Here is a 14439-nt window from a genome sequence, read left to right as displayed (position 1 = left end):
CTTTACTCCTTTATCTGGTGAACGAGGTCGATCACCGAACCGTCGCGATAACGCACCACGGCAATGACTTTGTCAGTAAATTCGATGGCCTGAGGTGGGCCCGTGAGGATTGCGGCCCGCTCACGCAGCCACTCGATAGAGACAAGGGATAATCCTGCCTCCTTGAGACGTTCGGCCAGCTCCGGGCGCGCCGGGTTAACGGCAATGCCGTGATCGGTCACCAGGATGTCGATGCTTGAACCCGGCGTGACGCAGGTTGTGACCTCATCGACCAGCGTCGGGATCCGCCCGCGCACTAGCGGGGCAACGATGATCGAAAGCGCGGCGGCGACGGCGGTATCGCAGTGGCCGCCCGAAGCGCCTCGCAGTACGCCATCGGAACCGGTAAGGACGTTGACATTAAAGCGGGTATCGATTTCCAGCGCGCTCAGCACCACCACATCAAGCCTGTCTACCGAGGCGCCTTTTGACCCCCAGTTGGCGTACTGATTAGCATCGATCTCAATATGGTTAGGATTGCGCGCCAGTGAGCCTGCTGCGATTCGGTCAAAACTCTGGACGTCGAGGAGCTTTTTAATCAAGCCCTTTTCGTGCAGGTCCACCATCGTGGCGGTAATGCCGCCCAGCGCGAAACCTGCGGTAATCCCCCGGCTCCGCATTTTGTCTTCCAGAAAACGGGTGACGGCCAGCGAGGCGCCACCGGTACCGGTTTGCAAAGAGAAGCCCTCTTTGAAATAGCCTGAATGCACCACTACTTCTGCGGCGCTGCGTGCAATCAGTAGCTCCCGGGGATTAGAGGTCATGCGGGTGGCGTCCGCGCCAATCTTATCGGCATCACCGACGTTATCGACCTGGACAATCCAGTCGACCTGGTCCTGATGGAGGCTGGAAGGGCTGTGTGGATAGGGCAGAAGCGCCTCCGTCAGTAGGACCACCTGTCGTGCGCATTCGGCATCGACTTTCGCATAGCCTAAGGAGCCGCAGCAGGCTTTGCCCGTGTAGCCATTAGCGTTACCGAAGGGATCGCAGGCGGGGACGCCGAGAAACGCGACGTCAATGGTGAGTTCACCGCTGTTGACCAGATGCACGCGCCCGCCGTGAGAGTGGATTTGTACGGGTTCCTGCAATAATCCCCGAGAAATTTCCTCAGCCAGCGGCCCGCGCAGGCCCGAAGTATAAATGCGGCTCACCACGTTATTGCGGATATGTTCAATGAGGGGAGAGTGGCATTCACTCAGCGAACTGGAGGCCAGCGTCAGGTTTTTAAAGCCCATGCCGGCTATGGCTTCCATCACCCGATTCAGCGTCAGGTCGCCGTTGCGAAACGCGTGGTGGAAAGAGATAGTCATGCCATCCCGCAGGCCCGAGCGTCGTATTGCATCTTCGAGCGTGGCGCAGAGTTTTTTATCTCTTGGTTTATGCGATTGTAGATTCAGTTTGGAGGCGTTCTGATAAGCGGAAATACCTTCCCCGGCAACCTGCTGCCAGCTGAGGATGCGCTGCTGTCGTTGATTCTGAGTCATGGTTCGTCCTTATTCTTCACGAATGCCCGAAAGTCGGGCACGGGAGAGTACCAGGCGTGCCCGTTCTATCACCGGGCTATCCACCATTTTGCCGTTCAGCGAGACGACGCCGCGACCTTCCTGCGCGGAGGATTCGGCTGCCTCAATGACCCTGATAGCATGCTCGACTTCTTTTTGGCTTGGCGCGTAGAGGTTATGTAGCAACTCTATTTGACGGGGGTTAATCAGCGACTTACCGTCGAAACCCAGCTGTTTTATGTGGGCCGCTTCGTGAAGAAACCCTTCTTCGTTGTTGGCGTCGGAATAAACGGTATCAAAAGCCTGAATGCCCGCTGAGCGGGCGGCCTGAAGAATCGAACAGCGGGCAAACAGAAGCTCTACGCCTTCCGGCGAGCGTTCCGTACGTAGGTTGCGAACATAATCTTCCGCACCCAAAGCAATGCCGATTAGGCGCGGGGAGGCGTGGGCAATAGCCACGGCCTGGGTGATCCCCTGAGGGGATTCAATCGCTGCCAGCAGTCCCGTGCTGCCGGGTTCACGCCCGCATGCTTTTTCTATACGGGCAATTTCGGTTTCGATATCGGTGACGTCTTTAGCCGTATCGGTTTTTGGCAGACGGACAATGTCCGCCCCGCCGCGCACCACGGCTTCCAGATCGGCAAGTCCGTACTCGGACTCCAGGCCATTGACCCGCACAATGGTTTCAGTTTCCCGATAGAAAGGGTGCTGCAGCGCGTGATAAACCAACCGGCGAGCGGCATCTTTCTCACGCAGGATGACGGAATCTTCAAGGTCAAACATCAGCGCATCCGCGCGGTAAATAAACGCATTGCTGACCATCGCGGCGTTGGCGCCGGGAACGAATAGCATGCTTCGCCGGGTGCGATCTTTTCGTTGTAAAGCGGCTGCGGAAATCATTGATTCTCCTCCCAGGGCAGGGCATTTACGTCGCTTGCGCGGACCAGAAGCGTTTCAAGCCGGGCACGCAAAATGCAGTCAAGCGCTCCCTTATCGTCGACGATGAGCTGAACGCCGAAGACCTTATAGCGCTCAAGTATCTCCAGCAGCGTGGTGCGGATAATCTTGCCGAATTGCTTTTCAACGCTGCTGTTGAGTTGCAGATCGATCTCCGGTGTATCGAGTGGGGCGATGCGGATCATCACATCTCCCGACTCAAGGGTGCCGACAACGGCAGAGCGGATAATTTTCATTTTTCACCTGTGATTAATGCGGATTCCGGGGGGATGGTCGGACGGTTTTTTTGCGCGGCGATCATGTGTTGTAAGTAATCTCTGGTCGCTTCCGGGACCAGATGCTCAAGGGTGGCGAGATCGTGTTTGACTAACAGCTGGCGTACCCATGAAGCTGAAATGTATTTTTCCCGATACGCCAGGCGCTCAATTTCCACCAGTTCAATGGCAGGGGCGTTTGAGGAGGTATCCGCAAGCCGGGTACGCATATCCCGGTTGTAGTCTGCCGTAACTTTGCAGAACGGTTCGGTACCCACAAAGCGGTGAGTTATCCCCAGCGCAGGCGCGAGATGCTGACGAAAAATCTGGAGATCAATTTCTGTGTAACAGTGGTTGATGACGCTTTGTTCTTTTATGAAATAGCAGGGGAAAGTGGCGCGTGAAATCATGTATTCAGAGCCACGGTGCACGGTGATCCTGTCGATGTCCCTGGCGCCGGCGCGAACCAGCGTGAGACGATCTTCATACGGAAATCGTGACGTATCCTCTTTAACCATAAAGACATGTAGCCAGTCACATTGTGAGGCGGCCGTTTGTATGAGGTGGCGGTGGCCAAGAGTGAAAGGATTGGCGTTCATCACAATGCAGCCAATTTTTTTGCCGCTGCGCCGCAGTGTCGTCAGGTAGCTTGCGTATTGTTGAAGCCGGGTGGCACTGTTTTCCATCAGCACCATGATGTTGGGGACGCGCGCCAGCGGATAAAAACCGCATTGTTTGAACAACGCTTCGTTTTCACTTTTTGTGTAGATGAATAGCTGGGTGCATTGCCTTTCATAGGCCAGGTTGATCAGTTCGGTGGCGAGCGTCAGCGCCAGTCCTTCGCCACGGGCGGATTCGTCAATCGCCACACATTTAATGATATTGCCGGCGATGCCACCGCAGGCGATCAGCTGCTGGTTGCGGCTGACGGTAATAAATATCTCTACCGTAGTATCGATACTCAAATCGTTCGCACGCAGGAAGCGCGTGACTTCCGCAATCTTCCTATTCTCTGAACGCTTGATCCTATCGAATACGATATTTCCTGGCATGAGTTGAAAATTCCTGTAATGTTTTTTTGGTTACGAGTTGGGGCGGTTTATTTCACATTTAGCAAATGGTTAACGTTTTGTTTTCAATCAGGGATAAGTCTGTAATTACCCCTTTAGGATGAATGCGAACGATCGTACGAACTATTTGAAGGGAAATTTTTGATTTGTTTCACAAAGGGTTGAGTGGTTTATATGGGTTTAATGGTTTTTATTTTTTTAATTAACCCCTCCGTGCTGAGGGTCGTGGTTTTTATATGTTTAATTGATTTAATTTGTATAATCTGTGACGATTCGTGAATGAATTGAAGGATGGCTTTGAAACAAATTAATGACATCTTTTCATTTTTACTGGATTTAAAACAGCGCAAAAAAAGGAATTGGCGATGTTAAGTAGCATTATTGTTAATGAATTTCACATTCTTCTAATACCCCGTTTTCCACATGCTTTTTCTCCCGGCAGCATTGTTTCTCTTCTTATCAGTGTGCCTGTGGACAATTTTTAAAGGAAAGGGTGATGCCTGAAAGCACTCCCCCGGCAAAAAGTTGTTCGGCGTTTTGGTTAACGATCGAAAGTGAAAATGATTTATGGCACAAAAACTTACGGTTCTGATAGTAGAGGATGAAACATCACTGGCTGAAATGCATGCCGAGTTTATGCAGGAATTTTACGGCCGTGGGACGGTATGGCTGGCCGGTAACTTAGCGCAGGCAAGAATCATGATCGATCGTTTTCAGCCTGAACTCATATTACTGGATAACTATTTGCCGGACGGTGAAGGGACAACGCTTTTACATGAGCTTACCGAAGCCCGTTATCCGGGAGGGGTTGTTTTTCTTACGGCGGCCAGCGACATGGAAACGGTAGCGGATGCGGTACGGTGCGGCGTATTTGACTATTTGGTGAAGCCTGTTGCTTATGAACGTCTTGGCCAGACGCTGGAACGCTATCGGCAGCGTATGGCGATGCTTGCCGGGAACGATATTGCCAGCCAGCGCCAGATTGACGAAATGTTTAACGCTTACGCCCGAGGTGAGCCAAAAGAATCGCTTCCGGCGGGTATTGATGCGCTAACCCTGACCAAGGTACGGCAATTATTCGCCGACAGACAGGTACGCCATACGGCCGAAACCGTCGCTCTGGCACTTAAACTTAGCCGCACCACCGCCCGGCGTTATTTAGAGTTTGCGACAGCCAGACAGGCGATCACCGCTGAGATTGTCTATGGGAAAGTGGGGAGGCCGCAGCGTATCTATCGCTTACCTGATAAGTGAGCCGGGTAAATCCTGTTACCCGGCATGACACCTGGTGGATTAGTTACCGATAACCGCGGCGGCGGGCACCAGAATCTCGGTGGCGATAATGACCACGATAAGGCCAACGGCAACCGGAACAGAGGTTCGCTTAACCACCTCGAACGGTGAGATTTTTGCCATCCCCGCAACGGCAACCACGACGCCGGAAACCGGAGAAATGGTGCGCCCAAGGTTGGAGGCCTGCAGCATCGGAATGGTCAGGTAAGCCGGGTTAATGCCGGAAGAGTGGGCCAGTTTCGGGATCATTTCGACGAAGGCATAGAACGGCGCGTTACCGGAGCCGGTGGTCATTGCCGCCAGCATGGTCAGCACGACCAGCACCAGCATCAAAATAATACTCGCCGAGCCAAACGAGGTGGCAATGGAAATCAGGCTTTGAATAAAGCCGATGGTGCTAAGTCCTTGAGCAAATACGCCAGCGGCAACCAGCAGCATCACCACGTTGGCGAACGCATCCGCCATGCCGCGGTAGCACACTTCCATACCCGAGAAGACGTGCTGGGTATTGAAGCTGCGGAAAAACTCAATCAGGGCGGCAATCAGAATACAAATGACCAGAATAGTAATGATATGCAGCTGTGGGCCCCATTTGCCGTCGAAAATCAGCACGCCGATAATCGGGGTAAACGGCAGGATGGCATAGAAAGAAGGTGCTGACGTCTGGATTTCACTCACGTCGAGCATTTCATGGCTGATGTGTTCTTTTTTATCGAGATAGCGTTGCCAGAAAAAGTGCGCAATTGCCATGCTGATGATGGCGGCAATGGAAATAGGAATGGTCGTTTTAAAGGCGAAATCGACCAGCGACATTTCTGAAGCCTGTGCAGCCAGCACGACATCGCCGGAGGTCGGGGCCAGGATAATGGCTGCCGGAGACGCGCAGATGGCTGCCGCCGCGCCGCGGCTGATGCCGACGTTGACCATCACCGGGAACAGCGTTGCCATCAACAGTACGCCCAGGCCGGTTGCGGAAGAGACTGCCAGCGACATCAGGCAGGCCACAAAGTAGGCGGCAATCATCAGTAAATAGGGGGAATTGATAAACTTCAGCGGCTTAGACGCCAGTTTAACCACCACGTCATTGGCACCGATGTGGGTCATGTAGGCTGCAAAACCGCACAGCATCATGATCATCATCCCGAGATCGCCACCGCGGCTCATTAGCAGGATTTTGACATATTCAAAGATATCCGTAGCGGTGTAGCCGGTACTTTCCGCGCTGGCGGGTAAGACTTTATGCCCCATCAGCGCGCTGACGATCAGCAACAATAACCCCCCGACGAACAGCACGCCGGTTGCGGAATAGCCCTTGATGATGTAGCGGGCCACGCCCACAATCACCACTACACCAATAATAAGTTCCAGAATTGTAAGCATTATATCCCCCGGTACGTTAAGGCGCTCTACGGCGTCCTTACGCTTGCGGCTAAAAGTTGTCTTCTTTCAGAAAATAAGAATAGTGATTTTTTACAGGAAGCTGTAAGGGCTAAGAATTTGCCTCAGAACCCGTTTAGAGTTTCTGATGAGCGTCAACTTTCATTGCAACGGAACAACTTTAGCCAACGGTTTTGCTGGGTGCATAGCGGTTATGCACATCGTTTCTTAAACTGCGGAATAAAAGGCGCGCGGATTTTGCTGATTAAAACGGCAATGCGTTATGAAATGGCGGTAATTATTTGTCTGAATTGTTAATTTAAAAGCTTTTCGTAAAGCATTTAAAAAAACCTTTAAAACACCGCATGCTGCTGCTTATACTGCCGATCACTTTTATGTCGGGGTTTTTATGCTGCACACCTCCCTCTGGTCGACAAGCCGCTGGCGCTTTATCAGAAAGCATCTTTTGATGCTGCTGTTGGCGTTGGGCTGGTTTTTTGTCAACAGTCAGGTGGCGATAGCGTCTTACGATTGTCCGGTTGATATGACCCCGGCCCAATGGTGGCCCCGCACAATGGTGCCATGCAGATGCCTGAAAAGGCGATGCAGGCGAAAATCAGCAACCCGCTGTGCGAGAAGCACTGCGTTCCGGACGTCATGCAAAAAGACAACGGGCACAGTTCGCCGGTTGCTTTACCGGTTACCAACTCGCTCGCGCTAATTGCGCCTCAGTGCTCAACGGCCGTTGAATCCACATCTTACGTTACTCCTCCAGCAACAGGCCCCCCGGCAACCATCCGTTTTTGCCGTTTTAGAGAATAACTCCAGCACCGTCAATGCCTCGGGGCTTTGCCCTATTTCTTTTTGACTGTGTTTTTGGAGATTAATCATGTTTAACGCTATTCGTTTTGTCGCCGCCTTTGCGCTGCTTACCGCTGCCTCTTTCCCTGCATTTTCCGCTGAAACTGCTCACGATATGTCCTCAATGAAGGGGATGTCCGATATGCCCGGCATGTCGATGTCTTCTGACGCCACACCGTCTTCTAAGGTCTACAAAACCGAAGGTGTAGTGAAGAAAATCACTGCCGATACGGTGTCCATTTCTCACCATCCCGTCACCGAGCTTGGCTGGCCCGCTATGACCATGACCTTCACGTTGCCGAAAGAAGGTACGCTGCCGACGTTAACGGTAGGGGAGAAGATTGCTTTCTCTTTCGCCCAGCATGCAGCCGGGTATCAGTTGGTTTCCGCCACCCCGCTTAAATAACCGAGGTTGCCATGAAACGACACACCCTGAGCCTCTGGCTCGGCGGGGTGCTGTTGGCTACGTTTGTCTCCGTCGCTCAGGCGGCGGAGCTCAGCCTGCAACAGACTCTGCTGGCCGCCGAACACTATTCCGCGGCGCTGTCCGCTAACCGTAATCAGAGCGATGCGCTAAACGCGATGGCCGACTCCGCCCGGCAATTGCCCGATCCTAAGCTGAAATTTGGTATTGAAAACGTGCCGGTGCAGGGCAGTAACAACCATCGCTTTAGCCGTGAGGGGATGACGATGCAGCGCATCGGCATCATGCAGGATTACGTCAGCGAGGAAAAACGTGACCGCAAGGCGGATACCATTCTGGCGCAGTCGGCCAGCAGCCAGGCGAAAGCCGAGGTGATTCGCGCCAATCTTCAGCGTGATACCGCGCAGGCCTGGCTGGATCTCGCCCTGTCTGAGCGAGTGCTTACCGCTGCCCGCAAGCTGGTAAATGAAACCGAGCGGCAGATTGGCGTCCAGAAAGCCACCGTTGCCAGCGGCAGTTCGCCTGCTTCCGGCGTAGTGGATATCCGCATGACGCTGCTCACCATGCAGGACAAAGTCACGCTTGCCGAGCGTGATGTCACGCTGGCGCAAACGCGGCTGCTGCAGTTGACGGGGCAGACCGTGGATAGCGTGAACGGCGCGCTGCCGCGCTACCAGCGTTTACCGGCCGCACCTGAGGTGCTTGAAGAGGGCGTGATGCAGCATCCGGAGATGATTGAGGCCGCCCGTGAAGCTGATGTTGCGCGTGCGAAATCAGCGCAGTCTGCGGTGGCTGCCAAACCTGACGTAGGCGTTGAGGTTTATTACGGGCGCCGTGCCGAGGGTTATGACGATATGGCGGGCGTAATGTTTACCGTTGATCTTCCGCTATTTAAGCCTCAGCGGCAGGACAAAGACTACTCTGCGGATGTTTCGCGGGCGATGGAAGCGAACGATCGGTTAGCGCTTGCTCGCCGCGAGCGTATTGCCCTTGTTCACTCTCTGGTGGCGAATTACCAGGCCGCGCAAAGCGTCTGGCAGCGCCAGCAGGAACAGGCTTTGCCGCTTCAGCGCCAGCGTCTGTCGTTGCTGGAGTCACAGTATCGTGCCGGGCAGTCTTCTCTGGCTGAACTGCTTGCCGCTCGCCGTGATCTTCTGGACAGCGAACTTACCGCCAGCAGCGCTGAAAAAGCCGTTGCCACCAACTGGGCCGCGATTCGCTACCTTACGCCTCAGGATGTTAACTAATGAAAAAATCACTTACTTTTTCCCTGCTGGCGGTGGCGGTTGTGACCGCGCTGGCCGCAGGTTATTACGCCGGGAAGCAACAAACCGCACACCAACACCCAGAATCTCAGGCCCAGCAGGAGAGCGGGCGTAAAGTGCTTTACTGGTACGATCCTATGGTGCCGGGGCAGCGGTTCGACAAGCCTGGCAAATCGCCGTTTATGGATATGGCGCTGGTGCCGCGCTATGCGGATGAAGTGGCCAACGACGGCGGCGTGACGGTCAGTAATCGTCAGCAGCAGAACCTGGGCATTAAGACGGCCGCCGTTGAACGTAGGGCGCTGAGCGTGCCGTTTGCGGCCTTCGCGACCGTGACGCTTGATGAACGTAGCGTGCAAATTATCCCGGCCAGCGCCAACGGTATTGTTGAAACGCTGTATGTCAAAGCGCCGCAGCAGTATGTGAAAGCCGGAGAACCGCTGGCACAGCTTTGGTTCCCGGAATGGACCGCCGCGCAGCAGGAGTATCTGGCCGTGCGCAAGCTGGGAGACAGCGCTTTAACCGCGGCGGTGAGAGAACGATTACAACTGCAGTTTATGCCCGCCGAGGTGATTCGGCAGGTTGAGCGCAGCGGCAAATCTCAAACCCGCGTTACCGTTCGCGCGAAGCTTGCCGGCTACGTGAATAAGCTTGAGGCTCGCGAGGGGCAGCAGGTTACCGCGAATGCGCCGCTGTTCGAAGTAGCAAGCCTCGAGTCGGTGTGGATTGTGGTGGATTACCCTCAGTCGCAGGCTCAGGCATTACAGCCGGGCAGCGAGATTGTGGCTACCGCCGATAGCTGGCCAGGCGAGCTGTTGCCGAATCTTGAAACAACCACCCGCACCCTGAAAGCGCGCATTGTCCTCGATAATCCACAAATGAAGCTTAAGCCAGGTATGTACCTGAGCGTTCATCTGGCGAACCAGCAGCCGCGCGCAGCTGTTATGGCCGTACCGGAAGAGTCGCTGATTGAAACCGGGAGCCAAAGCCGGGTGCTGGTTGCCGAAGAGGGGGGGCATTTCCGTCCGGTGAACGTGGTGCCCGGCATCAGCGATAAAGGCTGGGTTGAGATTCGTTCTGGGCTGAGTGAAGGGGAGAAAGTGGTCACTTCCGGCCAGTTCCTTATCGACTCAGAGGCAAGCCTGCGCAGCGCTTTACCCGCGTCAGAAGCGCAGCCAAAAGCCCAGCCAGCGGTGAAAACCTACGACGGAGAAGGTGTGGTGAAAGCGGTGAGCGCGGATGACATTACCATTTCTCATCATCCTATTCCCGCGCTGAACTGGGGGGCGATGGTGATGCCGTTTGCGCTGAAGTCACCGACTAACCTGAAGCCGGGGGACGCAGTGATGTTCAGCTTTACGATGGATGACGAGCAGGGGGCCGTGATTACTCATCTGATGCCGATGGCGGAGGCGCACAAATGATTGCCGCCGTTATCCGCTGGTCGCTTAAAAACCGCCTGCTGGTGGTGCTGGCCGCTATTATTATGGCGGCGTGGGGGCTGTGGTCGTTACAGCGTGCGCCGCTTGATGCTCTACCGGATCTCTCTGATGTGCAGGTGATTGTGCGGGTCAGCTATCCGGGCAAAGCACCGCAAATCGTTGAGGATCAGGTGACATATCCGCTGACCACCACTATGTTGTCGGTACCGGGCGCTAAAACGGTGCGTGGGTTCTCCATGTTTGGCGATTCCTATGTTTACATTCTGTTCGACGATGGCACCGACCCTTACTGGGCGCGTTCCAGGGTACTGGAATACCTGAGCCAGGTGCAGTCGCAGCTGCCGCCGGAAGCAAAAGCCTCGCTGGGACCGGATGCTACCGGGGTAGGCTGGGTGTACGAGTATGCGCTGGTGGACAGAACCGGGAAACACAGCCTTGCTGACCTGCGAGCCCTGCAGGACTGGACGCTGAAATTTGAGCTGAAAACCGTGCCTAACGTTTCCGAAGTCGCGAGCGTGGGCGGCATGGTGCGCCAGTACCAGATTGTGCTCGACCCGGAACGTATGAAGGCGCTGAATATTACCCACGAGCAGGTCATTAATGCGGTGAAAAGCGCCAATCAGGAAGGGGGCGGTTCGGTGCTCGAAATGGGGGAGGCCGAGTATATGGTTCGCACCTCCGGTTACCTCAAAAATCTGGATGATTTTAAGCAGGTGGTCATCACCAGCCGCGACGGCGTGCCGGTGCTGCTTTCTGACGTTGCGTCCGTCAGGCTGGGGCCGGAAATCCGCCGGGGCGTTGCCGAGTTTAACGGGGAAGGCGAGGTTGCAGGCGGTATTATCGTTATGCGCTATGGCAAAAATGCCCTTGAAACCATCAATGCGGTAAAAGAAAAGCTGGCGCAGCTGCAGAAGAGCCTACCCGCCGGTGTTGAAATAGTGCCGGTTTATGACCGCTCTCATCTTATTGAAAATGCGATAGAAACGCTCTCCCATAAATTGCTGGAAGAGTTTATCGTGGTAGCCGTTATTTGCTCGCTGTTTTTGTTTCATTTCCGTTCTGCGCTGGTGGCGATCATCACTTTACCGCTCGGTATTTTGGGGGCGTTTATCGTCATGCACTACCAGGGCGTGAATGCCAATATCATGTCGCTCGGCGGGATTGCGATTGCCATTGGCGCGATGGTCGATGCGGCGATAGTGATGATTGAGAATATGCACAAGGTGCTTGAGCAGTGGCGGCACGAGCATCCGGGGGAGCAGCCTCGCAGCGCGGATTATTGGCAAATCTCCCAGCAGGCCGCGGTCGAAGTGGGGCCGGCGCTGTTCTGTAGCCTGTTGATTATTACCCTGTCGTTTATCCCTGTTTTCTCTCTTGAGGCGCAGGAGGGCAGGATGTTTTCACCGCTGGCTTTCACCAAAACCTATTCCATGGCGGTGGCCGCGGGGCTGGGAATCACGCTAGTGCCGGTGTTGATGGGCTGGTTTATTCGCGGCAAGATCCCTGACGAGAAAGCGAACCCTATCAACCGCTGGCTTATCGCGGCCTACGAGCCCGTGCTGGAAAAGGTGCTCGACAGGCCGAAAACTACATTGGCCGTTGCTGGCGTGCTGCTGGTGGCTACGCTTTGGCCGCTAAGCAAGTTGGGCAGCGAGTTTATGCCGCCGCTGGACGAAGGCGATTTGCTGTATATGCCTTCGACGCTGCCGGGCATTTCGACTCGCGAGGCAGGGCGACTGCTGCAGCAGACCGATCGCCTGATAAAAACCGTGCCGGAGGTGGAGACCGTCTTTGGCAAAGCCGGGCGCGCCGAAACGGCGACCGATCCTGCGCCGTTAACGATGATTGAAACCACCATTCGCTTTAAGCCGCGTGACCAGTGGCGTCCGGGAATGACCATGGACAAGCTGGTGAACGAACTGGACAGCGTGGTCAAAGTGCCGGGGATTGCCAACGTGTGGGTGCCGCCTATTCGTAACCGCCTGGATATGCTGGCCACCGGGATCAAAAGCCCGGTCGGAATAAAGGTGAACGGCAATAATATTGCCGCCATTGAGTCAGTCGCGGAACAGATTGAACGCGTAGTGAAGCAGGTGCCTGGCGTTACCTCAGCGCTGGCCGAGCGTTTGGGCGGTGGGCGCTATGTGGATATCGACATCGATCGTCGCAAAGCGGCGCGCTACGGCGTTTCGGTTAAGGAATTGCAGTCGCTGGTGGCCACGGTTATTGGAGGCGAGAACATCGGTGAAACCATTGAAGGGCGCGAACGCTTCCCTATCAACGTGCGTTATCCACGCGAACTGCGCGACAACCTGCAAAAACTGCGTGATTTGCCCGTTATCACCGCCAACGGCAGCCAGCTGGCGCTCTCTGAATTGGCTAACATTGCCATCACCGAAGGGCCACCGATGCTGAAAAGTGAAAATGCGCGCCTGTCTAACTGGATCTATGTTGATTTACGCGGGCGTGATTTAAAGTCTGCCGTGGAAGATATGCAGCGTGCGGTTGCCGGGCAGGTGAAGCTGCCTGAAGGCGTTTCGCTTTCATGGTCTGGGCAGTTTGAATATCTTGAACGTGCTACGGCTAAATTAAAAATTGTGCTGCCATTTACCTTATTAATCATATTTGTATTGTTATATGTCACCTTCTCACGAGTAAAAGATGCACTATTAATTATGGGGACTTTACCTTTCTCATTAATTGGCGGCGTGTGGTTACTCTATCTGTTGGGATATAACTTGTCCGTTGCTGGTGCCGTTGGTTTTATTGCTCTGGCGGGCGTAGCTGCGGAATTTGGTGTGATCATGGTGCTTTATTTAAATCAGGCACTTGAGAAACATCTAAAAACCGATGATGTGCAGGATGTGGGCATGCTGCGACGAGCGATTCACGAAGGCGCTGTGCTGCGCGTCAGACCTAAGGTGATGACGGTTGCCACCATTATGGCGGGCCTGTTGCCTATTATGTGGGGAAATGGAACCGGGTCGGAAGTGATGCGTCGTATTGCCGCACCGATGATTGGGGGAATGGTAACCGCTCCGCTGCTTTCGATGTTGGTTATCCCTGCGGTATATATGCTAATTAAGAAGCGAAGGTAATTCGTTACTTCGTAAGAGCGCATTAAGTTATGCGCTCTTACTTACATTCTTATTCATAATTATCTGAATGGCATTTGAGAATCCAGTGTATTGACACGGGGGGATGGCTGCTTTTCTTTCTAAGTCATGTGCTGATTTAGCTTTCATTGAGATATAATTCAGTAAGGTACCTGTCGAATTTTAATACGGTAATAACGACGTGACTTACACGAATAAACTGTCCTCAATTCTGATTTTTGTTTTCACGCTGGTGCTAAGCGCCCCGGCGGCATTTGCCGAAGAAGGGCGATTTTTCAGCAACGCATGGGAGACGTTCTCAAGCCAGGTTTCTACAACCTGGAACGAACCACAACATTACGATCTTTACGTCCCGGCGATTACCTGGCATGCCCGGTTTGCCTATGACAAAGAGAAAACGGATCGCTATAACGAGCGACCATGGGGTGTGGGGTTTGGCAAGTCGCGCTGGGATGAAGAAGGTAACTGGAATGGCCTCTATCTGATGGCGTTTAAAGACTCTTTCAACAAATGGGAGCCTATCGGGGGTTATGGCTGGGAGAAAACCTGGCGGCCGCTGCGCGATGATAACTTCCACGTAGGGCTGGGTTATACCGTTGGTGTGACCGCGCGCGATAACTGGAAATACATTCCCGTGCCGCTGGTGCTGCCGCTGGCTTCTATTGGTTATGGCCCGGCGACCTTCCAGATGACCTACATTCCCGGGACTTACAATAACGGTAACGTCTACTTTGCCTGGCTGCGGTTCCAGTTCTGATTTTGTACGACCTGAAGCAGGCAAAAAAATGAGGGTTTTTATACCCCTTTAAAAACAAGGTGTAATGCGCAAGCTGGTAAAA

12 protein-coding genes are annotated in these 14439 nt (G+C 54.0%); 7 read left to right on the top strand and 5 right to left on the bottom strand.

The window, feature by feature from the left end:
- Positions 1-2 precede the first annotated feature (2 nt).
- The 4 genes from citF to citC are packed head-to-tail and all read right to left on the bottom strand — an operon-like array spanning position 3 to position 3804.
- Positions 3-1523, bottom strand: coding sequence for a citrate lyase subunit alpha (citF, locus tag VGM55_RS11315; RefSeq protein ID WP_331635490.1), 1521 nt, complete (start codon positions 1521-1523; stop codon positions 3-5).
- Between the two features lie 9 nt (positions 1524-1532).
- Positions 1533-2441 (bottom strand): aldolase/citrate lyase family protein, encoded by a 909-nt coding sequence (locus VGM55_RS11310; protein ID WP_154185210.1) that lies wholly within the window; start codon positions 2439-2441, stop codon positions 1533-1535.
- Positions 2438-2734 carry a citrate lyase acyl carrier protein gene (citD, locus tag VGM55_RS11305; RefSeq protein ID WP_154185209.1) on the bottom strand — a complete coding sequence of 99 codons (297 nt, stop codon included), beginning with the start codon at positions 2732-2734 and terminating at the stop codon, positions 2438-2440. Before citD ends, VGM55_RS11310 begins: the two co-directional genes overlap by 4 nt.
- On the bottom strand, positions 2731-3804 hold the full coding sequence (gene citC / locus VGM55_RS11300) for a [citrate (pro-3S)-lyase] ligase (protein ID WP_154185208.1): 1074 nt from the start codon (positions 3802-3804) through the stop codon (positions 2731-2733). The genes citD and citC overlap by 4 nt, the downstream gene beginning before the upstream one ends.
- Before the next feature lie 585 nt (positions 3805-4389).
- Here citC and dpiA point away from each other — a divergent pair.
- The gene (dpiA, locus tag VGM55_RS11295; protein WP_331635489.1) at positions 4390-5076 is read left to right on the top strand and encodes a two-component response regulator DpiA; all 687 of its coding nucleotides are present in this window, start codon (positions 4390-4392) and stop codon (positions 5074-5076) included.
- A 39-nt stretch (positions 5077-5115) separates the two neighbouring features.
- Here dpiA and dcuC read toward each other — a convergent pair whose 3' ends face one another.
- Entirely contained in the window at positions 5116-6495 is a 1380-nt protein-coding gene (gene dcuC, locus VGM55_RS11290; protein WP_331635488.1) for an anaerobic C4-dicarboxylate transporter DcuC, read from the bottom strand.
- Between the two features lie 579 nt (positions 6496-7074).
- Between dcuC and VGM55_RS11285 the strand changes: the two genes are divergently transcribed.
- The 6 genes from VGM55_RS11285 (at position 7075) to pagP (ending at position 14357) form a co-directional block, all read left to right on the top strand.
- Entirely contained in the window at positions 7075-7314 is a 240-nt protein-coding gene (locus VGM55_RS11285; protein WP_331635487.1) for a hypothetical protein, read from the top strand.
- Positions 7315-7381: 67 nt separating this feature from the next.
- Complete coding sequence (locus VGM55_RS11280) at positions 7382-7759, top strand: copper-binding protein (protein ID WP_154185205.1); 378 nt, start codon at positions 7382-7384, stop codon at positions 7757-7759.
- A gap of 11 nt (positions 7760-7770) precedes the next feature.
- Complete coding sequence (locus VGM55_RS11275; protein WP_154185204.1) at positions 7771-9024, top strand: TolC family protein; 1254 nt, start codon at positions 7771-7773, stop codon at positions 9022-9024.
- On the top strand, positions 9024-10466 hold the full coding sequence (locus tag VGM55_RS11270) for an efflux RND transporter periplasmic adaptor subunit (RefSeq protein WP_331635486.1): 1443 nt from the start codon (positions 9024-9026) through the stop codon (positions 10464-10466). Before VGM55_RS11275 ends, VGM55_RS11270 begins: the two co-directional genes overlap by 1 nt.
- Positions 10463-13582 carry an efflux RND transporter permease subunit gene (locus VGM55_RS11265; protein WP_331635485.1) on the top strand — a complete coding sequence of 1040 codons (3120 nt, stop codon included), beginning with the start codon at positions 10463-10465 and terminating at the stop codon, positions 13580-13582. The genes VGM55_RS11270 and VGM55_RS11265 overlap by 4 nt, the downstream gene beginning before the upstream one ends.
- Positions 13583-13781: 199 nt before the next feature.
- Complete coding sequence (pagP, locus tag VGM55_RS11260; protein WP_331635484.1) at positions 13782-14357, top strand: lipid IV(A) palmitoyltransferase PagP; 576 nt, start codon at positions 13782-13784, stop codon at positions 14355-14357.
- Positions 14358-14439 lie beyond the last annotated feature (82 nt).

This window comes from Cedecea sp. (assembly GCF_036500665.1).
In the GTDB taxonomy this organism is placed as follows: domain Bacteria; phylum Pseudomonadota; class Gammaproteobacteria; order Enterobacterales; family Enterobacteriaceae; genus Cedecea.
Note: the sequence above shows the minus strand (reverse complement) of the source record. Positions and strands in the feature narration are given on the sequence as shown.

Excerpts from the sequence above, each read along its gene's own strand:
- citF (WP_331635490.1), bottom strand. The coding sequence starts at position 1,523 with ATGACTCAGAATCAACGACAGCAGCGCATCCTCAGCTGGCAGCAGGTT.
- VGM55_RS11310 (WP_154185210.1), bottom strand. The coding sequence starts at position 2,441 with ATGATTTCCGCAGCCGCTTTACAACGAAAAGATCGCACCCGGCGAAGC.
- citD (WP_154185209.1), bottom strand. The coding sequence starts at position 2,734 with ATGAAAATTATCCGCTCTGCCGTTGTCGGCACCCTTGAGTCGGGAGAT.
- citC (WP_154185208.1), bottom strand. The coding sequence starts at position 3,804 with ATGCCAGGAAATATCGTATTCGATAGGATCAAGCGTTCAGAGAATAGG.
- dpiA (WP_331635489.1), top strand. The coding sequence starts at position 4,390 with ATGGCACAAAAACTTACGGTTCTGATAGTAGAGGATGAAACATCACTG.
- dcuC (WP_331635488.1), bottom strand. The coding sequence starts at position 6,495 with ATGCTTACAATTCTGGAACTTATTATTGGTGTAGTGGTGATTGTGGGC.
- VGM55_RS11285 (WP_331635487.1), top strand. The coding sequence starts at position 7,075 with ATGCAGATGCCTGAAAAGGCGATGCAGGCGAAAATCAGCAACCCGCTG.
- VGM55_RS11280 (WP_154185205.1), top strand. The coding sequence starts at position 7,382 with ATGTTTAACGCTATTCGTTTTGTCGCCGCCTTTGCGCTGCTTACCGCT.
- VGM55_RS11275 (WP_154185204.1), top strand. The coding sequence starts at position 7,771 with ATGAAACGACACACCCTGAGCCTCTGGCTCGGCGGGGTGCTGTTGGCT.
- VGM55_RS11270 (WP_331635486.1), top strand. The coding sequence starts at position 9,024 with ATGAAAAAATCACTTACTTTTTCCCTGCTGGCGGTGGCGGTTGTGACC.
- VGM55_RS11265 (WP_331635485.1), top strand. The coding sequence starts at position 10,463 with ATGATTGCCGCCGTTATCCGCTGGTCGCTTAAAAACCGCCTGCTGGTG.